Raw genomic sequence first — 23,119 nt, forward strand, 5'->3', positions numbered from 1 at the left:
GGAGCATCGTTAGGTAAGTTCTTGGATTACTGAGGAGCTGTTCAAGCGACAACCTACCCGCTGCACTGAGGCTTGTCATTTCGTTTCAAACAAGTTCAGGCTCTATGTTGAGGAGCCAGCTCGTACCGTCTCCAACTACTGTACTTTTGCGCCAAACTGTACCTGTGTCTTTCTATACGATTACGGTCGTCTCGGAACGAACATGATGAACGATCACGCACTCCACGTAAATGATGAAACGGCAGTCAGGCGTCATAGTTTGGTAGCATTCTCGGATTTCGAAGCGTCTCACCAATTTGGGCGACACGGGAGGCGAAAAGATCTTGATTATACGCCGTTGGGGTGAGTTGAACGCAGGCCGAAAAGATCATGGCACGGGAACCAAGAATGGTGTTTTCATGTCAGCATACTCGCGTCTTGTGATGATTTCCGCAAACGAGAAATTGGGAGATATTCTGCTTTTCTCGGCCGACACCTAAGTCTCGACCTAGCTCCCCAGTTCGACCACGCGGATCTTCGGCATCTAGAAGAACTCCATCCGCGTCACGGCGTTGCACATCATCCAGGCGAAATGCTTTTCGCGCCATACAGCCATGTCTGGCTATTCCACACTGAGCAAGGCCTGACTGGTGAGGAAGAAGCTGGTGTGCACAATCTCGAACGGCGTGCCATCCCCGCAATGCTCAATTTCGGCGAAGACCGGGGCGATGCCGTCGCGTTCGCGCCACTGCCGCATGGCGGCAATGGCCGGATCGATCCGCATCGCCCCGCCCCGCTCAGATCAGCCCGCTGGTCAAGGGCGAGGTCTCGAATACGAAAGTGGCGAGGATAATGATCGAATCGTCATGCGTCGGCCCCTGTTCGAGGCTGCCGAAGACGCCGGTCACGTGGGTGAGGTCCGGCAGGCTGTTGATGTCGATGATTGGTAGCTTCATTTTCGGTCTCCGTTGTTGAAGCGAGGTTGCGACCCCGCCCGGGAAACCTGCCGACCACCAGCCAAGGCCGGAAATTAAATCATTGTAACAGGACGGAAATTATCCGCTCATCCGAGCCGCAGGACCAGCGTAAGACCGGGCCGGTCGTCGCGAGGGGCGGCGTCGAGCGGATATCGCGCGGCATCGGCGCGGGCGCGGCCGAGGATCGTGCCGGGTACGGTCGCCTCGTGCAGGATGGTATCCGCTGCACCAAGCAGTTGCAGCTGGCGCATGGTGAGTTCGTCGGGATCGGGCTTCACCGCCAGTTCGATGCGGCTCGCCCGCGGGCGTTCGGCGAGATCGGAGGTGAGCCAGCGCGCCACCTCATCCGGGCCGGCCCCGTTCATCGGGTCGAGCGGGCCACCTTCCTCCAGCGCCGCATCGAGCATCCGGCGGCGCTCGATAGCGTCGGGCCAGCGCGCGCGTATCGCATCGCGCGACACCCCCAGCGCCTGCGCCAGCCGTCCTAGGCCAGCAGGCAGGATCGTCTCGAGCCGCAGCCGCAGGTGCTTGGCCAGCCCGGCCGAGGCCCCGTCCGTCCCGATGGCGATCTGCACCGGGTCGCGGTCGAGCACGCTGGGCGTGGTGAAGTCGCACAGCTCGGGCATGTCGACCACGTTGACCAGCATCCCCGCCTCACGCAGCCGCGCCGCGGTCGCTTCAGCCAGCGCAGGGTCCTCGAGAGCGACGAAGGCAATCCGCACGCCGGCTTCGACCGCCTCGCGGGCATCGCTCAGCAATTCGGCCCCCGCCCGTTCCGCCAGACGGCGCTTGGCATCCGCCGCTACCCCCTCCCCCAATACCAGCACCGGCTTGCCGGAGACGCGGTGGAAGAGAGGGAGCGAGCTCAATCCGGGTTACTCGAGCCAGTCCGGCACGCGCTCGGCGGCGGTTATCTCTTCGGGCAGGATACGGTCGGCGACGACGGCGTACTTGTCGCCGTCGACCATGACCTCGGCGACGAAGCCGCGGCTGTTGTAGCTGGAGGCCATCGTCGCGCCGTATGCCCCCGCGGTGCGGAACACCGCAAGGTCCCCCGCGACGAGCGCATCGATCTCGCGGTCGCGGGCGAAAGTGTCCCCGGTTTCGCAGATCGGGCCGACGACATTCGCGGTCATCCGCGCGCCCGACGGCACTACGGCGTCGATATCATGCCAGGCGTCGTAGAGCGCGGGCCGCGCGAGGTCGTTCATCGCCGCATCCACTATCACGAAAGGCGGCCCATTTCCTCCCCGTTTTACGCGAATGACGCGGGTCAGCAGGACCCCGGCATTGCCCGAGATCACTCGGCCCGGTTCGAACATCAGCCGCACGCCCCAGTCGCTGGTCACGCGGGCGACCATTTCGCCGTATTCCGCCGGGCTCGGCAGGACGTCGCCAGCCTTGTAGGGCACGCCCAGGCCGCCGCCGAGATCGACGTGAGTGATGGTGTGGCCCTGCGCCCGCAGCGCCTTGACCAGTTCGCCCACGCGGTTGAACGCGGCCTCGAACGGGGCGAGGCTGGAGAGCTGGCTGCCGATGTGCACCGCCAGCCCGCGAAGGTTCATGCCCGGCCGGGACGAAAGGTCGGCGAAGATTTCCTCGGCCCGGCCGATCGGCACGCCGAACTTGTTTTCCGCTTTGCCGGTCGAGATCTTGGCATGCGTCCCGGCATCGACGTCCGGATTGACGCGCAGCGCGCATGGCGCGGCGAGGCCCTTGCCCGCGGCGATCTGCGCCAGTTCGTGGCCTTCTTCCTCGCTCTCGATGTTGAACTGGCCGATGCCCGCGTCGAGCGCCCCGGCCATCTCGCGGTAGGTCTTGCCGACGCCGGAGAAGATGATGTCCTCAGCGGCCACACCGGCGGCCAGCGCGCGCTTCATCTCGCCGCCCGAGACGACGTCGGCGCCGAAGCCCTGCCGCTGCAGGACCTTGATCACCGCGAGGTTTGGGTTGGATTTCAGGGCAAAGGCGATGTGCGGGTTGTCGAGCCCGGACAGCGCCTCGCGGAACACCCGCGCGTGGCGTTCGAGAGTGGCGCGCGAATAGACGTAAACGGGGGTGCCGATATCCTCGGCAATCCGGGCAAGTGGCACGTCCTCGGCGTAGAGTTCGCCGTCGCGTAACTGGAAATGGTCCATGAATTGGTCAGCCTTCGGGAGGGAGGTCGAAAGGATCGTCTTCGCGTTCCTCCGACCGTTTTCGCAGCTCCACGCTGCGCTCCGGGGCGGCCTGGGTGGACGGTTTGAGCAGTTCCTTCGCGCTTAGCTGGTGGTCGCTGCCATAAGGCGCGACCGGCAGGTCGTTCCCGGCAAGCGGCTGCAGGTCCTTCTTCTGCCCGCAGGCGGCGAGCAGGACGAGCGGGGCCAGCAGGACAAGGCGGCGGATCATGAAGCCATCCCTAGCGCCTTGCGCGCCTCGGCAACACGCTTTTGCACTTCCGCAGGCGCGGTACCGCCGTGGCTGGCGCGCGCGGCGACCGAGCTTTCGACCGACAGCGCCTTGAACACGCCCTCGCCGATGCGTCCGTCGATGCCCTGCAGCTCGACGAGCGAAAGCTTGTCGAGCGCCACGCCCCTGCTCTCGGCCAGCTTCACGGCGGCGCCGGTGACATGATGCGCCTCGCGGAAGGGCAGGCCCGCCTCGCGCACCAGCCAGTCGGCAAGGTCGGTCGCGGTGGCATAGCCGAGCTCGGCCGCCTCGCGCATGCGCTCGGTGCGGAAGGTCGCCTCGGCGATCATTCCGGTCATCGCCGCGATTGACAGACCGAGCAGGCTCGCGGCCTCGAACACCGGCGGCTTGTCGTCCTGCATGTCCTTCGAATAGGCCAACGGCAGGCCCTTCATCGTCACCGTGAGCGCAGTCAGGCAGCCGACGATCCGCCCGGCGTGACCGCGCACCAGCTCGGCGGCGTCGGGGTTCTTCTTCTGCGGCATGATCGAGCTGCCGGTGCTGAGAGAATCCGGCAGCCGGACGAAACTGAACGGCTGGCTCGCCCAGAGGATCAGCTCCTCGGCCAGCCGGCTGAGGTGCAGCGCGCACTGCGCGGCGGCCTGCAGGTAATCGAGCGCGAAGTCGCGGTCCGACACGGCATCGAGGCTGTTGACCGTCGGCTTGTCGAAACCGAGCGCCTGCGCGGTCATCTCGCGGTCGATGGCAAATCCGGTCCCGGCCAGCGCCGCGCTGCCGAGCGGACACTCGTTCATCCGCTTGCGCGCATCGTGGAAGCGGCTGCGGTCGCGCCGGATCATCTCGTAGTAAGCCATCAGGTGATGGCCGAGCGTGACCGGCTGCGCCGCCTGCAGGTGGGTGAAGCCGGGCATGATCGATGCGGCGTGCTCGCCGCCGCGGGTGACCAGCGCCTTCTGGAGCTCGAGCAATCCCGCGTCGGCCTGGTCCATCGCGTCGCGCACCCAGAGGCGGAAGTCGGTCGCCACCTGGTCGTTGCGGCTGCGCGCGGTGTGCAGGCGTCCGGCGACCGGGCCGATCAGTTCGGCGAGCCGACTCTCGGTGGTCATGTGGATGTCCTCGAGGTCCCAGTCCTCGGGAACGCCCTCGGCTTCGTACTCCGCCGCAACCTTGTCGAGCCCCGCTTCGATCGCCAGCGCATCCGCGTCGGAGACGATGCCGCAGGCGCCGAGCATTGCGACGTGCGCCTTGCTCGCCGCGATGTCCTGTCGCCAGAGGGCTTTGTCGAACGGGATCGACGCGTTAATCTCGCGCATGATAGCAGCTGGGCCTTCCGCGAAGCGCCCGCCCCACATCTGATTGGAGCCCTGAATGCCCCGTTTGCCCTTCTTATCGCTCACGTGCGCCATCGCCTTCTCTGTGGCGGCTTGCGATAGGCAAAGCGCCGATGAGGCGCAACAACAGGAAAACTCCGCTGAAGTGAAGGCAAACGAGGAACTGACCGGCACGGTGGACCGCAGCCAGGCCGGAACGCCGCTGCCCGCGGTGACCGTCACCGACCCATCGGGCACCACGCTCGACCTCTCCAAGGCCGTGGGAAAGCCGGTGCTTCTCAACCTATGGGCGACCTGGTGCGCGCCCTGCGTCGCCGAGATGCCGCTGCTCGACGAGCTGGCGGCGGAGCGCGCCGATACGCTGCGCGTGCTGACCGTCAGCGAGGACATGAAGGGTCCCGAACTGGTGGTGCCGTTCTTCAAGGAGAAGAAGTTCGCCAACCTGCCGCAATGGATGGACCAGGCCAACGACCTTGCTTTCGGCATGGGCGGCGGGGCGAGCCTGCCGCTGACCGTCCTCTACGATGCCGAGGGCAAGGAGGTCTGGCGGGTAATCGGCGGGTTCGACTGGGCGAGCGACCAGGCCCGCGAAATGCTCGACGAGGCCGCGCCCCCGGCCGATGGCTGATGCACCCGGCCAGTTGTCGCTCGACCGGCGCGCTACGCTCGCCCTGCTCGGGCTCGGCGGCGCGGCGCTGGCCGGATGTGGTAGCGGCGCGCGGGCAGCGGCCTGCCTCGCCACCCCGGCCGAGACGCGCGGACCGTTTGCCGGCGACGGCGGCAGCGACCGCGGTGGTCGGCGGCATTCGGTCCTGACCGGCGACGAAGTGATCCGCAGCGACATTCGCGACAGCTTCGCCGGGCTTGAGGGCACCGCCGAAGGGGTGCCGCTCGACCTCACCATTACCCTGCTCGGCACGGCCGGGGGCTGCAATGCCATGGCCGGATGGGGTCTCTACCTGTGGCACAACGATGCGGCGGGAAAGTACTCGCTCTACGACCTGCCGCGGGCCAACTACCTGCGCGGGCTGCAGCAGAGCGGCGATGAGGGGACCTTGCGCTTCAGCACGATCCTGCCCGGCTGCTACGGCGGCCGCGCCCCGCACCTGCATTTCGAAGTCTATTCGAGCGCGCAGGCGGCCCTCAGCGGCGAGCCCGCCGTGCTCGCCTCGCAATTCGCCCTGCCCGAGGACGCTTGCCGCGCGGTCTATTCCGGCGACCGACGCTACGGCGACAGCCTCGCCAACCTCGACCGCTGGCCGACGAGGCGCGACTTCGTGTTCAGCGATGCGAGCGAGGAGGAACTGGCGCTGGAGAGCATCGCGCTGGAGGGCGATGCAGGGCGTGGGTTCAAGGGAAAGGCGACGGTGGCAATCCGCTACTAGGACCACTGTCCGGCCCGTCGCTTCGCTCGGGAGTTTCGACGGCAATTCCTCCCCCGGATGAATTTCTCCTGTCGAAACTGGTGGGCGCTGACGGGCTCGAACCGCCGACCCTCTCGGTGTAAACGAGATGCTCTACCAACTGAGCTAAGCGCCCCCAATTGCTCCTTGGGCGGGGCGGCTATCTAGGGAGTGCTTGGCGGAGACGCAAGCGGCAGCTAGGGGCGCCCACATGGCGCAACCCTGCATCCGCATCCTCGCCACAGGGGGGACCATCGCCGGTACCAGCGGCTCGGCCACCGGCAAGGCCTATCGCGCCGGGCAGATCGGCATCGGAGCGCTGCTCGAAGAGGCCCGCGCGCTCGGCCTTGGCATGGCCTGCGAGGGGCGGCAGATCGCCGCGATCGGCTCGCAGGACATCGGCTGGGCCGAATGGGACGCGCTGCATCGCGAATGCTCCGAGGCGCTGGCCGACGAGGGCATTTGCGGCGTGGTCATCACCCACGGCACCGACACCGCCGAGGAAACCGCCTTCCTGCTCGACCGCACCTTGCCGACGAGCAAGCCGATCGTCCTGACCGGGGCGATGCGCCCCGCCGACGCGCTCGGCAGCGACGGGATGCGCAATCTTGCCACCGCACTACGCGTCGCGGCCGATACAGGGGCGGCCGGGCGCGGCGTGCTGGTGGCAATGGGCGACCAGGTCTTCGCCGCGCGCGACGTCAGGAAAGCCGCAACGCAGGGGCCTGAGGCGTTCCGCGGCTATCCGCGCGGGAGCATCGCGGCGGTTTCGCCCAGCTCGCTCGAATGGTTCGGCCCGCCTGCGCGAAGCGGCGAGGCCGCACTTTTCGACTGGCCTGCCGCGTTGCCGCGGGTCGATGTGATCTATGCCGCGGCGGCTATGGACCGGGTCTCGGTCGATGCCGCGCTGGCGGCGGGGGCGAACGGCATCGTTCTCGCCGGGCTGGGACAGGGCAATGCGCCGCGAGGCGTGCTGGAAGCGCTCGGCGAGGCGGTTGCGCGCGGCGTCGCAGTGGTGCGCAGCAGCCGGACCGACCAGGGACAGGTCGACCGCAATGTCGAGGTCGACGACGACGATTACGGCTTCGTCGCCGCCCGTGCGCTCAACCCGGCCAAGAGCCGTATCCTGCTGCAATTGCTGCTCGCCTCAGGGGTCAGCGATCCGGCGAGCATCCAGGCCACCTACGACAACTAGTCCCCGGCTTCGACCCGGCGGAAGTGCAGCTCGAGATCGTAGCGCGCGAGGCGCAGGCCTTTGCCGTCGGGGCATAGCCGCTCGCCGTCGAAGGCGACCTTGCCGAGATCGTTGGCATCGAAAGCGACGACCAGGTCGAGCCCACCCGTGGCAGGGAATTCGAAGGGCTGGCTGCGCAGGTCGAAGATCGGCAACGAAAGGAATATCTGTCGCGGGGCCTCGTCACCCAGTTCGATGGTGAAGGCACCGTCCTGCACCTGGTCCCCCCGGCCCGTGCCATCGGCCATGACCAGCGCATAGTCGAAATACTGCGGATCGATCCCGTTCGAAGGCCGCAGTTCGAGCCGCAATTCGTGCGCGGGAAGCGGCTTGCTTTCCACCACCCGGAATACCGGCGCGGTGACCGGGTCGGAGGTCAACACCGCGCAATCGCCATCGCGCTGCCATGTACCCTGCGCCTGCTCATCGAGCGCGCCGTAGGCCATTCCGTACATGAAGCGCCCATCGGCACCGAGCCGGAGTCCTGCAGCGACTTCCACCTGGCCGCCGTTGTAGTCGCCTACGAGAGCGTCGGGTTCATCCGCCCAGGCCGGTTGCGCTGCTTCGAAAGCCAGTCCGGCGGCCGAACAGCATAGAACATGCGCGATCAAACGCTTCATTCGCACCCAATACGCCGGTTTATTGTAAAGCCGGAGCGGATTCGGCGGCTCAGGCCGGAAGCCTGCCTACCTCGGCAAAGTAGCGCGCCATCGCATCCGCCGCCTTGTCGATCAGCGCAATGAAGGCGCGGCGGCGGTCGCTCTCGTCCTCGACGCGTTCGAGCAGTCCGGCGGAAGTCATTTGTCCGATCCAGCGCAACGCGGTGGTCGGCGGCACGCCGCTGGCAATGCACAGGCTGGTGACCGAGACGCGGGAGTGCTCGGCGCGCGCGGCGGTCAGGTCGAGAAGAATGTCCCACGCCGGATCGGCGAACAGTTCGCCGTCGAAGAACTTCGCGCGCAATTGCCGCTGGCGCAGGATCTGCCGCACCAGCCGCGGGTCGGGCAGCGCCGGGCGCGGGTTGCGGATCAGCTGGCGCTCGCCCCCTCGCCGGCGTCGGGGCCGTTCCACTTGCGCACCGGGCTCTCGAAACGGAAGGCCCCGCCATCGCCCGACAGGCCCTCGGCGCCCATCCGTTCGAGCCGCGAGGCGATTTCGCCGACCTGCTCGGTCAAGCGCAGCAGGGTAATGCGGTCGTCACCCGACAGCTCGCGCAGCCGCAGGTTGGGAATTCGCGCCAGCACGTTGCCCAGCGCGACGATCCGCTCGCCATGGTTGGGGTCGACAAGGATTTGCGGGGCCGAACGCTCGCAACAGGCGAAGACGTCCTCGAGCCCGCCGGCAGTCGTCGAAATCACGAGATGCGCCCCCGACCGCGCCGCGCGCTCGTCGAGCCGGACCAGCGCAGCGACTTCACCGGCTCCAACTCGCGGGCAATCGAGCAGCACTACTTCGCCCAACGGCCGCACGTCGGCCTCGAGCAGGTCCGCCACCGCCCCGCATTCACGCACGATCAGCCCGCAATCGGCTGCATCGTCACGCATCTGCTCGCGCAGCAAGGCGCTATCGGCAAAGATAGAGACGGCGAGCGCAGTGCCCACGTCGTTGGCCGGCTGGTAAGCGAAATCGGCTTGCGCCATGGCGTCACGCCCTCCTGATTCGTCGGAACAGGATAAGAACATAACGCGATCATGGCAAGACTCCCCACGATCTATCCGATTGCGATTGAACAATTCGGCCCTTCTGTCCGACTGTACTTGCAATGACCGACGGTTTTTCTCCTCCCACCCCGGGCGCCGCGTTCGAGGAACTGCTGGTGACGCTCGCCGCTATGGGCGACCGGGCGGCGGCGGAGACGCTCGCGCGGCGATGGAATCCGCGCCTGCTGCGCACCGCGCGGCGGCTGGTCGGGGCCGAGATGGCGCCCGGCGTGGTCCAGGACTGCTGGGTCTCGATCCTGCGCGGCATCGCGACGTTGCGCGACCCGGCCCGTTTCGCGCCCTGGGCCTTCGGCATCCTGCGCCGACGGTGTGCGGATGCGATCCGTAAGGCGCAGTCGCAGCGAGCTGAGGCCGAACCTAACGAGGCACCGGCCGGGCTATCGAGCCAGCCCGACGAGACGCTGGCGATTGCCGAGGCGATGGCGAGCCTGCCCGCCGACCAGCGTCTCGCCGCGCAACTGTTCTTCGTCGAGGGTTTGACCCTCGCCGAGATTGCCGAGGTGCAGGAGGTGCCGCTGGGCACCGCCAAGACGCGCCTATTCCATGCCCGCCGCAAGTTGAAGGCGGCGCTTTCCGGAGACGAATGATGAGTGACATCGACGACAAGATCCGCGCCGGCCTCGACGCCGACGACCGCGCGTTCCTCGCCAGTCTCGACGATCAGCGCGGTCTTTTCCGCCAGATCGGCGATAGCCTCGGCGGCCCGCTCGGGGGATGGGCCAAGATGGTCTTCGCCATGACCTTCGCGCTGAGCGTGGTAATGTTCTATTCCGTGTGGCAGCTGCTGACCGCCACCGAGCCGCGCGACCTCGCGCTGTGGGGGACCGCAACCGTGGTGCTGGTCATGTCGATCGGCTTCCTCAAGGACTGGCTGTTCAGCCGGATGAACATGTTCTCGGTGCTGCGCGAGGTGAAGCGACTGCAGGTGCAGGTGGCGATGCTGGCGGCCGAGCGGGACTAGGGCCGGATTTCGATCGGTGTTCCGTCCGCCACGGCGCTCCACAGCTCCTCGATCTCTGAGTTCGAGACCGCGATGCAGCCGTCGGTCCAGTCGCCCGGCATGCGGCCCACCGGCAGCGCGTTCGGCTGGCCGTGGATGAAGATGTCGCCGCCCGGGCTTCGTCCCCGCGAGGCCGCGAAGGCGCGGTCGGCGGCGTTGGGGTACGAGATGCGCAGGCTCAGGTGGTAGGCGCTCAGCGGATTGCGCGTGTCGATGGTGTAGCGACCCTCGGGCGTGCGCTCGTCGCCTTCGAACTGCTTGTGCCCGTTCGGCGCGGCACCGAACTGCAGGCCGGTGTAGGTTCTGATCGCCTTCCCGTCGCGCAGCAGCGTCAGCGTGCGGTCGGACTTGTCGACCAGTACGAAGTCGGCGTTTTCAGGCGAAGTTTGAGGTGTCGAGCAGGCGGCAAGCAGCGCAGCGGCGAGCAGCCCAACGCCCAGATGCGCCAGCTTCACCACAGGCGGCTCGCGGCGAAGCACACGGTAGCGACCAGCAGCAGGACCGTTGGCGCCAACGTCAACTCGAAGCCGAGCGCCCTGCCCCCCGCGCCCTTGCGATAGCCGGAAGCGAAGAGGATGCGGCCGACCGGGAAGCTGGCGGCAGCAAACACGATCCCGTCGAGCAGCCACGCTGGCAGCAGCACGGCGGCGGCCCAATAGGTCGCCAGCGCCAGCACGCCCTGCTCGAACGAATTGGCAAGGATCGCCTTGAGCCGGCGCATATGTTCGCCCTCGACCGGACCGGCCGCGGCATCGATATCCTCGATGTGGAAGAATCGCGTGTTGGCAATCCAGCCGACAGTGACGAGCAGCGACAGCACGACCGGAAGGCTCGCCGTGGCGGCGAGTTGCAACCTTGCATCCAGCGCCCCGGACAGCGGCCCGAACGGGTCGTAAAGGACGGCCATGATCCCGACGGCGAGCGAAATCACCATGGCCGATCCCGCACCCGCGACGACACCGCGCTGCTTGTCGGCAAGCGTAGCGCCGCGCGCCTCGTCAGTTCCCTCAACGCCGCCCGTCATGTGCAGCGCCCTAGCACGAATCAATCGGCGAAGGGATCGCGTACGAGGATCGTGTCGTCGCGCTCTGGCGAAGTCGAGACGCTCGCCACCGGGCACTCGATCAGTTCCTCGATGCGGCGGATGTACTTGATCGCCTGCGCGGGGAGATCGGCCCAGCTGCGCGCACCGGCGGTGCTTTCGCTCCAGCCGTCCATCTCCTCGTAGACCGGCTCGCAAGCGGCCTGGTCTGCGGCATTGGAGGGCAGGTAGTCGATAACCTCGCCTCCGAGCTTGTAACCAGTGCAGATCTTCAGCGTCGCGAAGCCGTCGAGGACGTCAAGCTTGGTCAGCGCGATGCCGGTGACGCCGGAGATCGCGCAGGACTGGCGCACCAGCACAGCGTCGAACCAGCCGCAGCGGCGCTGGCGGCCGGTCACGGTGCCGAATTCGTGGCCGCGCTCGCCCAGGCGGACGCCATCGGCGTCCTCGAGCTCGGTCGGGAACGGGCCCGAGCCGACGCGGGTGGTGTAGGCCTTGACGATGCCGAGCACGAAGCCCGCGGCATTGGGGCCGAGGCCCGAGCCGCTCGCCACCGTGCCGCTCACCGTGTTGGAGCTGGTGACGAAGGGATAGGTGCCGTGGTCGATGTCGAGCAGCACGCCCTGCGCGCCTTCGAACAGGATGCGGCTGCCGGACTTCTTTTCCTCGTTGAGGCGGCGCCAGACCGGCTGGGCGAACTGCCGCACGAAGGGGGCGATTTCCCGGAGGTCGGCGAGCAGCCGCTCGCGGTCGATCGGCGGCTCGTCGAAACCTGCTCGCAGGGCGTCGTGGTGGGCGCAGAGGCGGTCGAGCTGCGGTTCGAGATCGTCGAGATGGGCGAGGTCGCAGACGCGGATCGCGCGGCGGCCGACCTTGTCCTCGTAGGCCGGGCCGATGCCGCGCCCGGTGGTACCGATCTTGCCCTTGCCGGCTGCCGCCTCGCGCCACACGTCGAGGTCGCGGTGGACGGGAAGGATGAGCACGCAATTGTCGGCGATGCCGAAGTTTTCAGGGGTGATCGACACGCCCTGACCTTCGAGCCGGTCGATCTCGGCCTTGAGGGCCCAAGGGTCGAGCACCACGCCGTTGCCGATCAGGCTCAGCGTTCCTGTGACGATGCCGCTGGGGAGCAGCGAGAGCTTGTAGGTGGTGTTGCCGACGACCAGCGTGTGCCCGGCGTTGTGGCCGCCCTGGAAGCGTACGACCACGTCGGCCCGGCTCGCCAGCCAGTCGACGATCTTGCCCTTGCCCTCATCGCCCCACTGGGCGCCGATCACGGTGACGTTGGCCATGCTTACAGCACTCCACCTGCCAGGGTGGATCCGGTTCGCCCTTCGACAGGACTCGGCGAACGGATTGGACTACAGGGCCTTGCAGCCCTTGATGCGCGGCGCGCCCTATCGGCAGCGACGCCGCGGAGTCAAGCGGGCTGCGCTGCCGGATCGTAACTGCGGGGCGGGAAACATCGCCGCGCCGCGCGATTGGACAGGGACAGGAGACCAGAATGACTGCCAACCCCACTCTCGCCCTCAACGACGGACGCACCATGCCGCAGCTCGGTTTCGGCACCTGGCAGATCGATGACGACAAGGCGGCCGAGGCGGTGCGCACTGCGCTCGATGTCGGCTACGAGCTGGTCGATACCGCGGCGATCTACGGCAACGAGGTCGGGGTCGGCGAAGGGCTTGCAGGCGCGGACGGCGTATTTCTGACGACCAAGATCTGGAACGACGACCAGGGCTTCGACAGCGCCAAGGCGGCCGCGCGCCGCAGCCTCGACAAGCTCGGGCGCGATTCGGTCGACCTGCTGCTAATCCACTGGCCCTGCCCGAAAAAGGACGCCTTCCTAGCCACCTGGCAGGCGATGATCGAGATGCGCGAGGCCGGGCTGGTGAAGTCGATCGGGGTGTCCAACTTTCGTATCGAGGACCTGCACCGGCTGAAGGACGAGACCGGCGTGATCCCGGCACTTAACCAGGTCGAACTGCATCCCCGCTTCCAGCAGCGCGAATTGTGCGCAACCCACGAGGAACTCGGGGTCGTCACGCAATCGTGGTCGCCGCTAGGCCGGGGCGGACTTTTGAACGATCCTGCCATTCAGGCGATAGCCGCGGAAACCGGCCAGCCGGCGAGCGCGGTTATCCTGCGCTGGCACCTGCAGAAGGGGTTTCCGACGATCCCCAAGGCGAGCAGCCGGGCGCACATGGCGGCCAACTTCGCGGCGCTGTCGTTCGAGCTGGACGAGGGCCAGATGGTGCGGATCGACGCGCTCGACAGCGCCGATGGCCGCATCGGGCCCGTGCCGGACGACCTCAACTAACCGCGACAAAGCACGACAATTGGCGACTGGACCGGGCGCCCAGCTGGAGTCAGAACCTGTCCGCAAGGGACCAGGCAGGAGTTTCGCCGTGCATGCCATCGCCCTTGCTTCCAGCATGTTCTTCGCCACCGCCTCGTCGCTGGTCGTCGCCGACGCCGCCTGGGCGGCGTTCCAGCCTGCCGAAAGCAGCACCGCGCGCCGGCCACCCTCGGGCAAGCAGGTGCTCGCTTATGGCAATGAAGAACTTCAAACGCTCGATTATTGGCCCGGAACGCGGGCCGGAACGCCGCTGGTGGTGTTCGTTCACGGCGGCGGGTGGAAGCGCGGCGACAAGTCGATGATGGAAGGCTCGGCCAAGCTCACCGACTGGCAGGCCAAGGGCTACGCCGTCGCCTCGCTGAACTACCGGCTGGTCCCTGATGCCACCGTCGAGCAGCAGGCTGAGGACGTCGCCTCCGCCCTCGCCTACCTCAAGGGCCGCGCCGCACAGCTCGGGTTCGACTCGTACCGCATCGCCCTCGTCGGGCATAGCGCCGGGGCGCATCTGGTGGCGCTGGTCGGGACCGATCCGCAATACCTGCGCCGCGCCGGGCTCGACATGGACGCGGTGCGCGGGATCGTCCCGCTTGACGGGGCGGCCTATTACGTGCCCGACCAGATGGAGGAGAACGCGCTGCTGTTGGGCGCAACCTACAAGCAGGCCTTCGGTACCGACCCGAAGCGGCAGGTGGCGTTGTCGCCCACAGCGCACACCACCGCACCGAACGCGCCTGCCTTCCTCATCCTCCACGTCCAGCGCAAGGGCGGCATCGCCCAGTCGCAAGGCCTCGGCGATGCCCTGCGCAAGGCAGGCACGCCGGTGACGGTTCAGGGTTTCCCCGGCCGCGGCCTGCGCGGCCATGCCGAGATCAACCGCAAGCTCGGGGAAGCGGACTACCCGGCAACGCCGGTGGTCGACGCGTTCCTGGCGAAGGTATTCAGCTAGGCAGAATTGTCGTACCTTGGCGAAACGGAGACTGCTGGAGAGGGCAAGTCAATGAACGAGCTGAGGATAGCGTTACCCAGGCCGTGCGACGAGAACTGGGAGGAAATGAAGCCCGTCGGTTGCAACCGGATTTGCGAACGCTGCTCGACGACTATCCACGACCTGGCGAACTACTCCCCGGACGAAGTCGACGCCCTGCTCGGCTCGCGTGAACCGGTCTGCGTGCGGGTGCAGCAGGGACCGGATCGGGTAGCGGCCACGCGCAATGGCGGCGGCGGCAGGTTCCAGCGCGTGGTGATCGCCGCGGCGGCATCGATCAGCATGCTGGCCATGGGCAGCACCGCCACCGCGAAGGAGGATGAGCTGGAGGGCGTCATCGCCGGCCAGGTATGGGCTGCCGGAGAAAACGTCGTGGTAACGGCAATCGCCGCAGACGGCACCCGCTACGAGGTGCAGACGGACCGCAAGGGCCGGTACCGGATCAAGCACCTACCCTTCGGCACCTATGACCTCGAATTTTCGCAAGGCGAGAGGACCTGGACAGAAATGGCCGTCGTCGTGAAGGACGAGCGGATTACCTACCGCAACAGCCAGGATCCAGACATTATCATCGTCGGGGTGATGACCCGTTACCTGGACGATTATTCCTGAGCAGGTCGCGCCGCCGTCAGAGTGGCTTTGCCGTTCCGGCTTCCAGCACGTGCGAACACCCTAGCGCACGCGCCTCATCCGCCTCGCTCAGCGCCGCCACCGTGCGCCAATCCTCGGCTCGCAGCCTGGCCGCCGCGTCCGGGTCGTGGCCCAGCGGCAGGAACACTGCCTCGCGCGCCGGTTCGCTGGCCTTGACCGCCTCGACAAGGTCTTCGGGGTAGAGCGAGAAGCCGGTGGCCGGTTCATCGCTGCCGCCGATGCGGTAGGTGCCGCCGCGGCCCATCGTGCCGCGCACGCCCTCGGCGTAGATGGTGAAGCCGAACCAGGTCTGGTATTCGAAGCCGTGCCGCTCGCTCGGGTCGAGCGTCAGGCGCGCCCTGCCCTTCACACGCTCGGCGATCTTCTTGAGGCCGTCGATGCGGCTGGCGAGAGCGCCGCTGCCGTCGAAGCCGGCCAGCTTGGCCACCGCCTCGTCGAACGGCCCGGCGGCATAGAGCAAAGGCAGGTATGCCTCGCCGCCCGCCGCGCGCAGAGCACCGGCGTCCTTGGCGTCGAGCTCGCGGCGCACGGCGACGACCTGCTCGGCATCGAGCGGAAATTCCTCCGCCGCCAGCGTCTCGACGAGGTCGGGCAGCGTGAAGTCGATCGAAATGCCGCTCGCCCCCATCGCTTCGAGGCTGGCGATCGCCAGTTCGACGATCTCGGCAGCAGCAGCGGCGGTGTCGGTGCCGATCAGCTCTGCCCCGACCTGCAGCGCCTCGCGCCGCGGGTCGAGCTGGTCGCCGGCGATGCGCGCGACCATCCCGGCGTAGCACAATCGCAGCGGGCGCGCCTTGCCTGAGAGGCCGGTCGCGGCAATGCGCCCGACCTGCACCGTCATGTCGGCCCGCAGCGCCAGCGTGCGCAGGCTCACCGGGTCGACGAAGCGGAACAGGCGGCGCGTGGCCAGCCCGTCCATGCGCTCGGCCATCGACTTCTCGAATTCGATCAGCGGCGGGCGCACCCGGTCGTATCCGGAGCCATCGAGCACCGCGAGCGCCGCGCGCTCGACACGCGTCGCGACCGCCGCGCTCTGTGGCAACCGGTCTTCAAGCCCCTCGGGCAGCAGGTCGCGGGTCGGATCGGTCATGGTTTCCCCCCAAGTTCGAGGCTCCCCTTACCCGTTCGTCCTGAGCCTGTCGAAGGTCGAACGTCGCGCGACGTTCATGGTTCGACAAGCTCACCACGAACGGGAGAGGGATTTACTCGGAAATCAGAAGGCCAGCGCCTTGACCATCTTCACGCCCTGCAGCTTGCAGGCCGCATCGATCACGTCCTGCGGAATTGGCTGGTCGACGCTCAGCAGCAGCACCGCCTCGCCACCGGCCTCGCGGCGGCCGAGGTGGAAGGTGCCGATGTTGATGCCGGCCTCGCCGAGCAGGCTGCCGATACGGCCGATGAAGCCCGGCGCGTCCTCGTTGACGATGTACAGCATGTGCCCGTCGAGGTCGGCCTCGATGCCGATGCCGAAGATCGACACGAGGCGCGGCGCCTCGCTCCCGAACAGCGTGCCGGCTACCGAACGGTCGCCCTGGCTGGTCGCCACGGTGACGCGCAGCAGCGTGTGGTACACACCCTCGCGTTCGTGCCGCACCGAGCGCACGTCGAGCCCGCGCTCCTTGGCGAGGAACGGCGCGTTGACCATGTTCACGCTCTGCGAATAGTTCTTCATCAGGCCCGAGAGCACGGCGGCCTCGATCGGCTTGCCGTTGAGTTCGGCCGCGGCGCCCGAACGCTCGATGCTGATCTGCGTCAGGTTGCCGTGGGCAAGCTGGCCGACGAGGCTGCCGAGTTTTTCGGCGAGGCCCATGTACGGCTTGAGCTTGGGCGCTTCCTCGGCGCTGAGCGAAGGCACGTTGAGCGCGTTGGTGACACCGCCGCTGACGAGATAGTCCGCGATCTGCTCGGCGACCTGCAGCGCGACGTTGACCTGCGCTTCGCTGGTCGAGGCGCCGAGGTGCGGGGTGCAGATGAAGTTCGGCGTGCCGAACAGCGGGTGATCGGCGGGCGGCGGCTCGACGGCGAAGACGTCGAGCGCGGCGCCGGCGATGTGGCCCGAATCGAGCAGGTCCTTGAGCGCGGCCTCGTCGATCAGGCCACCGCGCGCGCAGTTGACGATGCGCACGCCCTTCTTGGTCTTCTCGAGCCGCTCGCGGTTGAGGATGTTGCGGGTATCGTCGGTCAGCGGCGTGTGCAGCGTGATGAAGTCGGCGCGGGTGACGAGGCCTTCGAGGTCGACCTTCTCGATGCCCAGTTCGACCGCCCGTTCCTCGGTCAGGAACGGATCGTAGGCGATGACCTTCATCCGCAAGCCGAGCGCGCGGCTGGCGACAATCGAGCCGATGTTGCCCGCCCCGATCAGGCCCAAAGTCTTGCCGGTGACTTCGACACCCATGAAGGCGTTCTTCGGCCACTTGCCTTCCTGGGTCTGGTCGTTGGCCTCGGGGATCTGCCGAGCCAGCGCCATCAGCAGGGCGATGGCGTGTTCGGCGGTCGTGATCGAGTTGCCGAACGGGGTGTTCATCACCACCACGCCCTTCGAGGAGGCGTGCGGGATGTCGACGTTGTCGACGCCGATCCCGGCGCGGCCGACGACCTTGAGGTTGGTCGCCGCGTCGAGGATTTCCTTGGTCACCTTGGTCGCCGAGCGGATGGCGAGTCCGTCGTACTGGCCGATAATCGCCTTCAATTCTTCCGGCGTCTTGCCGGTGATCACGTCGACGTCGCAGCCGCGCTCCTTGAGGATGCGTTCGGCGTTGGGGTCCATCTTGTCGGAGATGAGGACTTTGGGCTTGGTCATTTCGAATTCCTGAAAATCTTGACGGATTCCGCGCGTCGGCTGGTCATCCGGTCAGCAATTGGGGGCGATGCGGCCCCGCCGGAGCGGGGCGCACACGTTGGGCGGCTCTTAGAGCCGGCCGTCCTTGAGCTCGTGGTAGGCCCACTCGATCCACGGCAGCAGGCGCGCGATGTCCTCCTGCTCGAGGCTGCCGCCGCACCAGATGCGCAGCGACGGCGGGGCGTCCCGGTAGCCGTTGAAGTCGTAACCGATGTCCATCTTCTCGAGGGTGCCGGCGATCTTCTTCGGCACGTTGGCTTGCTCTTCTGCGGACAGGCTTTCGTACCAGTCGCCCTGGAAGACCATGCACACACCGGTGTTGGTCCGCTTGGCCGGATCGTCGACCATGTTGCGGATCCACGGCGTCGCCTCGATCCAGTCGAACACGGTCTGCGCGTTGCGGTCGGCGCGTTCGAACATCGCCTGGCGGCCGCCGATCGACTGCGCCCATTCGAGAGCCATGATGTAGTCTTCGGTGGCGAGCATCGACGGGGTGTTGATCGTCGCGCCCTCGAAGATCGAGCGGTCGACCTTGCCCTTCTTCTTGATGCGGAACAGCTTGGGAAGCGGCCACTCGGGATCGTAGCTTTCGATCCGCTCGACCGCCTTGGGGCTGAGGATCAGCATGCCGTGCTGCGCTTCGCTGCCCATGACCTTCTGCCAGGAGTAGGTCGTGGCATCGAGCTTGGCCCAGTCCATCTCCATCGCGAAGACGGCGCTGGTCGCGTCGTTGATGGCAACGCCTTCACGGCCCGGGGCGAGCCAGTCGGTGTTGGGGATCTTGGCGCCCGAGGTGGTGCCGTTCCAGGTGAAGACGACGTCGTTGTCCTGCGGGATCGACGCGAGGTCGGGAATCTGGCCGTAATCGGCATCCAGCGTCGTCAGGTTCGGCAGCTTGAGCTGCTTGGCCGCGTCCTGGATCCAGACGTTGCCGAAGCTCTCCCACGCAGCAACGGTCGCCGGGCGTGCGCCGAGCATGGTCCACATCGCGCATTCGAGCGCGCCGGTGTCCGAGCCGGGCATGATGCCGACGAGGTAGTCCTCGGGAACGTCGAGCAGTTCCTTGCTCAGGTCGATCGCGTACTTGAGGCGGCTCTTGGGATAGGCTGCGCGGTGCGAGCGGCCGAGCGACTTGGTGTTGAGCTTGTCAAGCGACCAGCCGGGCGGCTTGCAACTGGGTCCGGACGAGAAAAAAGGGCGCTCCGGACGAAGCTTCGGTTGTTCAGTCATGTATTCTCTCCTTGCAGAGAGCACGCGCGGCGTTGGGACCGCGTGGCCCGCGGCGGCCCCTAAAGCGCGCGCATGGCAAGTCAAGCGAAGATGAAGTTGCAATGGAAACCGATGCTGGCCGGTCCAACGATCAATGACGCCCAACATGACCTCAAGGTCAAAGCAACATAATATCCGTTTTTCAACGGTTTACCGCGCACAAAAATTCCGCTTTCCAAGAGTGGCGTTGGAAGCCTATTCTCGGAGCAGGGTCGCCCAAGCGTTTGCCTTTTGAGGCAACTTGATTGGGGGGGAATAATGATAAAAGCAATCGCGGGCCTCGCCCGCCTCGTCGCTACCTTGCTTGCGATCGTCGCGGGATTCGTGGCGATTCCATCACTCAACGTTCCGCTGGTGCTCGTCGTGCTCGGCCTCGTTGCCGGGCTCGGCTACGACAAGGAAGAAAGCCTGCGGCTGTTCCTGGTCGTCTTCGTCCTGCCGATAGTCGGCGCGGCGTTGGGCAACATCCCGGGCATCGGGGACCAGCTCAATGCCGTGGCGCTGAACGTGGCGACGGCAGCGGCAGGTGTCGCGGCGACGGTCATCGCCATGCGCCTGTTCGACAATTCGAAGGCCGACGTGTCGGGTCTCAGTTCGCTCGGCGGATCGAAGGCCGCCTGACAGGTTCTCCCCCTGCGCCGAACGGTGCGGGGGGACACCGTTTGTTAGGAAAAAATTAACCTTCTTTGGTAATTATTCGGGCCATGTCGAAATGGCCCGTCCTGCTCCTTGCAGCCGGCTCGCTTGCCGGCTGCTCGGTAGTGCCAAGCGGCGGTGAGCGCGGAACGGAACCCTCGCCCCGTCAGGTCACCAGCACGCAACCCCGCATTTCCAACGCGCCTGGCGTGGGCCAGTGCCTGTCCGAACTCGGCGGGGCACGGGCCGGTTTCGTGCCCCTGCCCGACGAGTACTTCGGCGACGGTTGCAGCAATATAGGAACGGTACAGCTTTCGAGCCTGCAATCGGACCAGGCGCAGATCGCGCTGTCGAACATCGGCCCGGTGACCTGCACCGTGGCGGAGACGCTTGCCGGCTGGGCCCGCTACGGCGTCGACCGCGCCGCGCGCCAGCTGCTCGGCAGCCCGATACGCTCGATCGAAACCTTCGGCAGCTATTCGTGCCGCAACGTCGCCGGCAGCGGCAGGCTCTCGGCCCATGCCACCGCCGACGCCATCGACGTCGCCGCTTTTGTCCTCGAGGACGGACGCCGCATCAGTGTCGAGCAGGGCTGGAACGGCGGCACCGACGCGGAGCGGCGCTTCCTGCGCCTCGTCCACGAAAGCGCCTGCAAACGCTTCGGCACCGTGCTGGGGCCGAACTACAACGCCGCGCACTACAATCACTTCCATGTCGAAAAGGTCATCGACGGCAGCGCGTTCTGCCGCTGAGGCGAGGTCAGGCCTGTTTCGCCAGCCGCCGGAGGGCCGCCATCCGTTCGTGCCGGTCGCGTTCCCCCGCGAAGTCCCGCCGGGCCTCCTCGATCGTCAGGTCGGGCAAGGTGATCGAATGTTCGAGCCGCGCCTCGATCCACATCCGCACCGCTTCCGCGGCATGGCCGGCGCCGAGTTTGGTCATCATGTTGGCGCGGTGGATCTCGACCGTGCGCGGGCTGATGGCGAGTTCGCGGGCGATGAGCTTGTTCGAACTGCCTTCCGACAGCCATTCGAGCACCTCGCGCTCGCGCCGGCTCAGCGACGCCACCTTGCCCCGCGCATGGATGAGCCGCCGCCGCGCCGCGCTATGCGACCGCGCCTCGCGCATGACCGTCGAGAGCGAGCGGGACAGCTGGTTGGCCTCCAGCGGCAGCTGCAGGTAGTCGAGCGCCCCTTGCTTGATCGCCTGCACGACCCTTTCGAGCAGCGGTTCGGGCGCGCAGACGATGACCGGCAGCCAGATGCCGTATTCGCCGAGCCGGTCGAGCAGGTCGGAAAGCGACTGGTCGAGTGTCCGCTGCCGGACGACCAGCACGCCGGACTTGGGCGGGTGCGCGAGCAATTCGTCGAGGTCGTCGTAGACCTCGGCGTGATGACCCAGCGCAAAGGCGGTGCGGGCCTGCTCGGCCCGCGACCGCATGTTGCCATCGACGATGTGGAGTGTGATGCGTTTTTCCATGGCTTCCAGCATGGTCAGCCGGGCACCGGATGTAACGCGGGCATGCCTCCGGATTGAACTAGGAAGGAGGCACCGACGCGTGCTGTATGAGCATGAAAAGTCCGCAAAATTACCTCCGAATTGGAGGCAACATCGGTAGAAGTCCTAGCCGCCGATTACCCTACCGGTATCGCACCTAGGTGTTTACGCCTAAGTTGGGTCAGCCGTTCCCGGGCTGCCCGAAACTGAAGTTGGGCAGCGAATGGAACGCGGTCCGCAGCGCATCGCTCCAGCCGCTCGAAACCGAGAGGAAATATTCGTCGGTCGCCTCGATACGTTGTTCGTGCGCCGGTTCGTACTTGTCGCGCTCGATCACCATCATGTCGAGCGGCAGCCCGACCGAGAGGTTCGCCTTGAGCGTGGAATCGAAGCTGACCATCAGCAGCTTGACCGCATCCTCGAAGCTCATGTTGCGATCGTAGCCGCGGATCAGGATCGGGCGGCCGTACTTGGTCTCGCCGATCTGGAAGAACGGAGTGTCGAAACTCGCCTCGATGAAGTTGCCTTCGGGGTAGATCATGAACAGCCGCGGCTCCATGCCCTTGATCTGCCCAGCGACGATCATCGAGGCGGTGAAGCGGCCCTTGCCTTGCTCGCCGTTCTCGGACTGGGTGTCCTGCACCGTCTCGCGCAGCAGCTTGCCGGTCTCGACCGCGACCTGGAACATCGTCGGCAGTTCGAGCAGCGAGTTCGAACGCTCCTCCGGCGTCTTGCTCCGCTCCTCTAGCCGGCTGATGACCGATTGCGTGGTGGCCAGGTTGCCCGCGGTCATCACCGAGATGATGCGTTCCCCCGGCACCGCCCAGTGAAACATCTTGCGGAACACGGAAATGTTGTCGACGCCCGAATTGGTGCGGGTGTCGCTCATCAGCACAATCCCGCGATCGAGCACCATTCCCACGCAATACGTCACGAATCGAAGCCTCACCCAACGCCAATGGCGATTACTGTTCCTGTACCTGCTGCTCTACGGCAAGGTCCACGTGGAGGTTTTCCGTCGCGGCGCCGTAACTGATGCCGGTGATCGGCGCCGCGTCGCGGTAGTCGCGGCCGGTGGCGACGCGGACGTAGCGCGGATCGGGGCTGATGCCGTTCGATATGTCGAACCCGACCCAGCCGAGGTTCTGCACATAGGCCTCGGCCCAGGCGTGGGTCGCCTCCTGCTCGACGCGGTCGTCCATCATCAGGTAGCCGCTTACGTAGCGGGCCGGAATTTCCAGCGCCCGCGCCGCGGCGATGAAGATGTGCGCATGGTCCTGGCACACGCCGTACCCGTGCGCGATCGCCTCTTCCGCGGTGGTGGCAATATTGGTCGTGCCGGTCTTGTACTCCACCGCATCGCGGATCCGGGTCGAAAGGTTGTGCAACGTCTCGACCATGCCTTCCTCGCTGCGCTCGACTTCGGCGATGAGCTCGCGCACGCCGTTGCCCGCGCTGGTCAGCGGGGTCTCGGCAAGGAACGCCCATAGTGGCAAGTGCCCGGCGTGCAGTCCGATGACGCCGGCGTTGTCCTCGGTTTCTACGGTCCCGCGGCAGGTGACGACGACCTCGGACGCACCCTCGTCGGCGGCGACCAGCGTCACGTGGTTGAAATTCTGGTCGTCGTAGCTGAGCTGCTCGTGGGCGCCTTCGTACTCCATCGTCCAGTTGATGATCCGTTGCCCCTGCGTCTCCTTCGGCGTCAGCCGCAGCCGCTGCAGGCCGTGCACGATCGGTGCGGCGTAGCGGTATCGGGTGGTATGGCGGATGGCGAGGCGCATGGCTGTGGG

28 protein-coding genes and 1 tRNA gene are annotated in these 23,119 nt (G+C 66.5%); 10 read left to right on the top strand and 19 right to left on the bottom strand.

Annotation, left to right across the window (positions count from 1 at the left end; translation table 11 throughout):
* Window positions 1-601 precede the first annotated feature (601 nt).
* The 6 genes from GRI89_RS07520 to argH form a co-directional block, all read right to left on the bottom strand.
* On the bottom strand, window positions 602-763 hold the full coding sequence (locus GRI89_RS07520; protein ID WP_159793719.1) for a hypothetical protein: 162 nt from the start codon (window positions 761-763) through the stop codon (window positions 602-604).
* 13 nt (window positions 764-776) lie between these two features.
* Window positions 777-935 (bottom strand): hypothetical protein, encoded by a 159-nt coding sequence (locus GRI89_RS07525; protein WP_159793721.1) that lies wholly within the window; start codon window positions 933-935, stop codon window positions 777-779.
* Between the two features lie 107 nt (window positions 936-1,042).
* Entirely contained in the window at window positions 1,043-1,825 is a 783-nt protein-coding gene (locus GRI89_RS07530) for a precorrin-2 dehydrogenase/sirohydrochlorin ferrochelatase family protein (RefSeq protein WP_159793723.1), read from the bottom strand.
* A gap of 6 nt (window positions 1,826-1,831) precedes the next feature.
* Window positions 1,832-3,094 (bottom strand): diaminopimelate decarboxylase, encoded by a 1,263-nt coding sequence (lysA, locus tag GRI89_RS07535; RefSeq protein WP_159793725.1) that lies wholly within the window; start codon window positions 3,092-3,094, stop codon window positions 1,832-1,834.
* 7 nt (window positions 3,095-3,101) lie between these two features.
* The gene (locus GRI89_RS07540) at window positions 3,102-3,344 is read right to left on the bottom strand and encodes a lipoprotein (RefSeq protein WP_159793727.1); all 243 of its coding nucleotides are present in this window, start codon (window positions 3,342-3,344) and stop codon (window positions 3,102-3,104) included.
* Window positions 3,341-4,717 carry an argininosuccinate lyase gene (gene argH, locus GRI89_RS07545; protein ID WP_159793871.1) on the bottom strand — a complete coding sequence of 459 codons (1,377 nt, stop codon included), beginning with the start codon at window positions 4,715-4,717 and terminating at the stop codon, window positions 3,341-3,343. The genes GRI89_RS07540 and argH overlap by 4 nt, the downstream gene beginning before the upstream one ends.
* 124 nt (window positions 4,718-4,841) lie before the next feature.
* On the opposite strand from argH, the gene GRI89_RS07550 reads away from it, so the two are divergent.
* Together GRI89_RS07550 and GRI89_RS07555 are read left to right on the top strand one after the other, a co-directional pair.
* Window positions 4,842-5,324 carry a TlpA family protein disulfide reductase gene (locus tag GRI89_RS07550; protein ID WP_328598136.1) on the top strand — a complete coding sequence of 161 codons (483 nt, stop codon included), beginning with the start codon at window positions 4,842-4,844 and terminating at the stop codon, window positions 5,322-5,324.
* Window positions 5,317-6,081 (top strand): peptidase associated/transthyretin-like domain-containing protein, encoded by a 765-nt coding sequence (locus GRI89_RS07555; protein WP_159793731.1) that lies wholly within the window; start codon window positions 5,317-5,319, stop codon window positions 6,079-6,081. The genes GRI89_RS07550 and GRI89_RS07555 overlap by 8 nt, the downstream gene beginning before the upstream one ends.
* Window positions 6,082-6,159: 78 nt before the next feature.
* Here the strand turns inward: GRI89_RS07555 and GRI89_RS07560 are convergent.
* A tRNA-Val gene (locus tag GRI89_RS07560) sits at window positions 6,160-6,235 on the bottom strand.
* 75 nt (window positions 6,236-6,310) lie between these two features.
* Between GRI89_RS07560 and GRI89_RS07565 the strand changes: the two genes are divergently transcribed.
* Window positions 6,311-7,294 (top strand): asparaginase, encoded by a 984-nt coding sequence (locus GRI89_RS07565; protein WP_159793733.1) that lies wholly within the window; start codon window positions 6,311-6,313, stop codon window positions 7,292-7,294.
* Here GRI89_RS07565 and GRI89_RS07570 read toward each other — a convergent pair.
* From GRI89_RS07570 to GRI89_RS07580, 3 genes are read right to left on the bottom strand one after another with little or no spacing between them, the layout of a single operon-like run.
* Complete coding sequence (locus GRI89_RS07570) at window positions 7,291-7,953, bottom strand: hypothetical protein (RefSeq protein ID WP_159793735.1); 663 nt, start codon at window positions 7,951-7,953, stop codon at window positions 7,291-7,293. The two genes, GRI89_RS07565 and GRI89_RS07570, sit on opposite strands and share 4 nt — an antisense overlap.
* 49 nt (window positions 7,954-8,002) lie before the next feature.
* A complete protein-coding gene (locus GRI89_RS07575; RefSeq protein WP_328598137.1) occupies window positions 8,003-8,404 on the bottom strand; it encodes a winged helix DNA-binding protein in 402 nt (133 codons plus the stop codon).
* Window positions 8,362-8,973, bottom strand: a complete 612-nt coding sequence (locus GRI89_RS07580; protein ID WP_159793737.1) for a hypothetical protein — start codon at window positions 8,971-8,973, stop codon at window positions 8,362-8,364. Before GRI89_RS07580 ends, GRI89_RS07575 begins: the two co-directional genes overlap by 43 nt.
* Before the next feature lie 122 nt (window positions 8,974-9,095).
* On the opposite strand from GRI89_RS07580, the gene GRI89_RS07585 reads away from it, so the two are divergent.
* Together GRI89_RS07585 and GRI89_RS07590 are read left to right on the top strand one after the other, a co-directional pair.
* Entirely contained in the window at window positions 9,096-9,641 is a 546-nt protein-coding gene (locus GRI89_RS07585; protein WP_201290880.1) for an RNA polymerase sigma factor, read from the top strand.
* Entirely contained in the window at window positions 9,641-10,015 is a 375-nt protein-coding gene (locus GRI89_RS07590) for a DUF6768 family protein (RefSeq protein ID WP_159793739.1), read from the top strand. Before GRI89_RS07585 ends, GRI89_RS07590 begins: the two co-directional genes overlap by 1 nt.
* On the opposite strand, the gene GRI89_RS07595 is transcribed toward GRI89_RS07590, so the two are convergent.
* From GRI89_RS07595 to GRI89_RS07605, 3 genes are read right to left on the bottom strand one after another with little or no spacing between them, the layout of a single operon-like run.
* A complete protein-coding gene (locus tag GRI89_RS07595; protein ID WP_159793877.1) occupies window positions 10,012-10,503 on the bottom strand; it encodes a L,D-transpeptidase family protein in 492 nt (163 codons plus the stop codon). The two genes, GRI89_RS07590 and GRI89_RS07595, sit on opposite strands and share 4 nt — an antisense overlap.
* A 2-nt stretch (window positions 10,504-10,505) precedes the next feature.
* Window positions 10,506-11,078, bottom strand: a complete 573-nt coding sequence (locus GRI89_RS07600; RefSeq protein WP_159793741.1) for an MAPEG family protein — start codon at window positions 11,076-11,078, stop codon at window positions 10,506-10,508.
* A gap of 20 nt (window positions 11,079-11,098) precedes the next feature.
* Entirely contained in the window at window positions 11,099-12,388 is a 1,290-nt protein-coding gene (locus GRI89_RS07605) for an adenylosuccinate synthase (RefSeq protein ID WP_159793743.1), read from the bottom strand.
* Between the two features lie 212 nt (window positions 12,389-12,600).
* On the opposite strand from GRI89_RS07605, the gene GRI89_RS07610 reads away from it, so the two are divergent.
* From GRI89_RS07610 to GRI89_RS07620, 3 genes are all read left to right on the top strand, one after another.
* Complete coding sequence (locus tag GRI89_RS07610) at window positions 12,601-13,416, top strand: aldo/keto reductase (protein WP_159793745.1); 816 nt, start codon at window positions 12,601-12,603, stop codon at window positions 13,414-13,416.
* Between the two features lie 88 nt (window positions 13,417-13,504).
* A complete protein-coding gene (locus tag GRI89_RS07615; RefSeq protein ID WP_328598138.1) occupies window positions 13,505-14,401 on the top strand; it encodes an alpha/beta hydrolase in 897 nt (298 codons plus the stop codon).
* 51 nt (window positions 14,402-14,452) lie between these two features.
* Window positions 14,453-15,052: a carboxypeptidase-like regulatory domain-containing protein gene (locus GRI89_RS07620; RefSeq protein WP_159793747.1), complete on the top strand. Its 600-nt coding sequence runs from the start codon at window positions 14,453-14,455 to the stop codon at window positions 15,050-15,052.
* Window positions 15,053-15,068: 16 nt separating this feature from the next.
* On the opposite strand, the gene GRI89_RS07625 is transcribed toward GRI89_RS07620, so the two are convergent.
* The 3 genes from GRI89_RS07625 to GRI89_RS07635 form a co-directional block, all read right to left on the bottom strand.
* A complete protein-coding gene (locus tag GRI89_RS07625) occupies window positions 15,069-16,181 on the bottom strand; it encodes an ATP phosphoribosyltransferase regulatory subunit (RefSeq protein ID WP_159793749.1) in 1,113 nt (370 codons plus the stop codon).
* 123 nt (window positions 16,182-16,304) lie between these two features.
* Window positions 16,305-17,891 (bottom strand): phosphoglycerate dehydrogenase, encoded by a 1,587-nt coding sequence (gene serA, locus GRI89_RS07630; protein WP_159793751.1) that lies wholly within the window; start codon window positions 17,889-17,891, stop codon window positions 16,305-16,307.
* A 108-nt stretch (window positions 17,892-17,999) separates the two neighbouring features.
* Window positions 18,000-19,160: a phosphoserine transaminase gene (locus GRI89_RS07635; RefSeq protein ID WP_159793753.1), complete on the bottom strand. Its 1,161-nt coding sequence runs from the start codon at window positions 19,158-19,160 to the stop codon at window positions 18,000-18,002.
* Window positions 19,161-19,457: 297 nt separating this feature from the next.
* Between GRI89_RS07635 and GRI89_RS07640 the strand changes: the two genes are divergently transcribed.
* Both GRI89_RS07640 and GRI89_RS07645 read left to right on the top strand, forming a co-directional pair.
* Window positions 19,458-19,820: a hypothetical protein gene (locus GRI89_RS07640; protein ID WP_159793755.1), complete on the top strand. Its 363-nt coding sequence runs from the start codon at window positions 19,458-19,460 to the stop codon at window positions 19,818-19,820.
* An 83-nt stretch (window positions 19,821-19,903) separates the two neighbouring features.
* Complete coding sequence (locus GRI89_RS07645) at window positions 19,904-20,587, top strand: extensin family protein (protein WP_159793757.1); 684 nt, start codon at window positions 19,904-19,906, stop codon at window positions 20,585-20,587.
* Between the two features lie 7 nt (window positions 20,588-20,594).
* On the opposite strand, the gene GRI89_RS07650 is transcribed toward GRI89_RS07645, so the two are convergent.
* From GRI89_RS07650 to GRI89_RS07660, 3 genes are all read right to left on the bottom strand, one after another.
* Window positions 20,595-21,311: a response regulator transcription factor gene (locus GRI89_RS07650; protein ID WP_159793759.1), complete on the bottom strand. Its 717-nt coding sequence runs from the start codon at window positions 21,309-21,311 to the stop codon at window positions 20,595-20,597.
* A gap of 199 nt (window positions 21,312-21,510) precedes the next feature.
* Window positions 21,511-22,263: a proteasome-type protease gene (locus tag GRI89_RS07655; protein ID WP_328598139.1), complete on the bottom strand. Its 753-nt coding sequence runs from the start codon at window positions 22,261-22,263 to the stop codon at window positions 21,511-21,513.
* A 31-nt stretch (window positions 22,264-22,294) separates the two neighbouring features.
* The gene (locus tag GRI89_RS07660; protein ID WP_159793761.1) at window positions 22,295-23,110 is read right to left on the bottom strand and encodes a transglutaminase family protein; all 816 of its coding nucleotides are present in this window, start codon (window positions 23,108-23,110) and stop codon (window positions 22,295-22,297) included.
* Window positions 23,111-23,119 lie beyond the last annotated feature (9 nt).

Origin of the sequence: Croceibacterium salegens (assembly GCF_009827435.1) — a bacterium.
Classification (GTDB): domain Bacteria; phylum Pseudomonadota; class Alphaproteobacteria; order Sphingomonadales; family Sphingomonadaceae; genus Croceibacterium_B; species Croceibacterium_B salegens.

Bases quoted from the DNA above. Each gene is read 5' to 3' on its own strand.
- GRI89_RS07525 (WP_159793721.1), bottom strand. From the start codon at position 935: ATGAAGCTACCAATCATCGACATCAACAGCCTGCCGGACCTCACCCAC.
- GRI89_RS07635 (WP_159793753.1), bottom strand. From the start codon at position 19,160: ATGACTGAACAACCGAAGCTTCGTCCGGAGCGCCCTTTTTTCTCGTCC.
- GRI89_RS07605 (WP_159793743.1), bottom strand. From the start codon at position 12,388: ATGGCCAACGTCACCGTGATCGGCGCCCAGTGGGGCGATGAGGGCAAG.
- GRI89_RS07570 (WP_159793735.1), bottom strand. From the start codon at position 7,953: ATGAAGCGTTTGATCGCGCATGTTCTATGCTGTTCGGCCGCCGGACTG.
- GRI89_RS07620 (WP_159793747.1), top strand. From the start codon at position 14,453: ATGAACGAGCTGAGGATAGCGTTACCCAGGCCGTGCGACGAGAACTGG.
- GRI89_RS07585 (WP_201290880.1), top strand. From the start codon at position 9,096: ATGACCGACGGTTTTTCTCCTCCCACCCCGGGCGCCGCGTTCGAGGAA.
- GRI89_RS07565 (WP_159793733.1), top strand. From the start codon at position 6,311: ATGGCGCAACCCTGCATCCGCATCCTCGCCACAGGGGGGACCATCGCC.
- GRI89_RS07610 (WP_159793745.1), top strand. From the start codon at position 12,601: ATGACTGCCAACCCCACTCTCGCCCTCAACGACGGACGCACCATGCCG.
- GRI89_RS07660 (WP_159793761.1), bottom strand. From the start codon at position 23,110: ATGCGCCTCGCCATCCGCCATACCACCCGATACCGCTACGCCGCACCG.
- GRI89_RS07540 (WP_159793727.1), bottom strand. From the start codon at position 3,344: ATGATCCGCCGCCTTGTCCTGCTGGCCCCGCTCGTCCTGCTCGCCGCC.
- GRI89_RS07640 (WP_159793755.1), top strand. From the start codon at position 19,458: ATGATAAAAGCAATCGCGGGCCTCGCCCGCCTCGTCGCTACCTTGCTT.
- GRI89_RS07580 (WP_159793737.1), bottom strand. From the start codon at position 8,973: ATGGCGCAAGCCGATTTCGCTTACCAGCCGGCCAACGACGTGGGCACT.
- GRI89_RS07625 (WP_159793749.1), bottom strand. From the start codon at position 16,181: ATGACCGATCCGACCCGCGACCTGCTGCCCGAGGGGCTTGAAGACCGG.
- GRI89_RS07600 (WP_159793741.1), bottom strand. From the start codon at position 11,078: ATGACGGGCGGCGTTGAGGGAACTGACGAGGCGCGCGGCGCTACGCTT.
- GRI89_RS07555 (WP_159793731.1), top strand. From the start codon at position 5,317: ATGGCTGATGCACCCGGCCAGTTGTCGCTCGACCGGCGCGCTACGCTC.
- GRI89_RS07645 (WP_159793757.1), top strand. From the start codon at position 19,904: ATGTCGAAATGGCCCGTCCTGCTCCTTGCAGCCGGCTCGCTTGCCGGC.
- GRI89_RS07590 (WP_159793739.1), top strand. From the start codon at position 9,641: ATGAGTGACATCGACGACAAGATCCGCGCCGGCCTCGACGCCGACGAC.
- serA (WP_159793751.1), bottom strand. From the start codon at position 17,891: ATGACCAAGCCCAAAGTCCTCATCTCCGACAAGATGGACCCCAACGCC.
- argH (WP_159793871.1), bottom strand. From the start codon at position 4,717: ATGTGGGGCGGGCGCTTCGCGGAAGGCCCAGCTGCTATCATGCGCGAG.
- GRI89_RS07650 (WP_159793759.1), bottom strand. From the start codon at position 21,311: ATGGAAAAACGCATCACACTCCACATCGTCGATGGCAACATGCGGTCG.
- GRI89_RS07520 (WP_159793719.1), bottom strand. From the start codon at position 763: ATGCGGATCGATCCGGCCATTGCCGCCATGCGGCAGTGGCGCGAACGC.
- lysA (WP_159793725.1), bottom strand. From the start codon at position 3,094: ATGGACCATTTCCAGTTACGCGACGGCGAACTCTACGCCGAGGACGTG.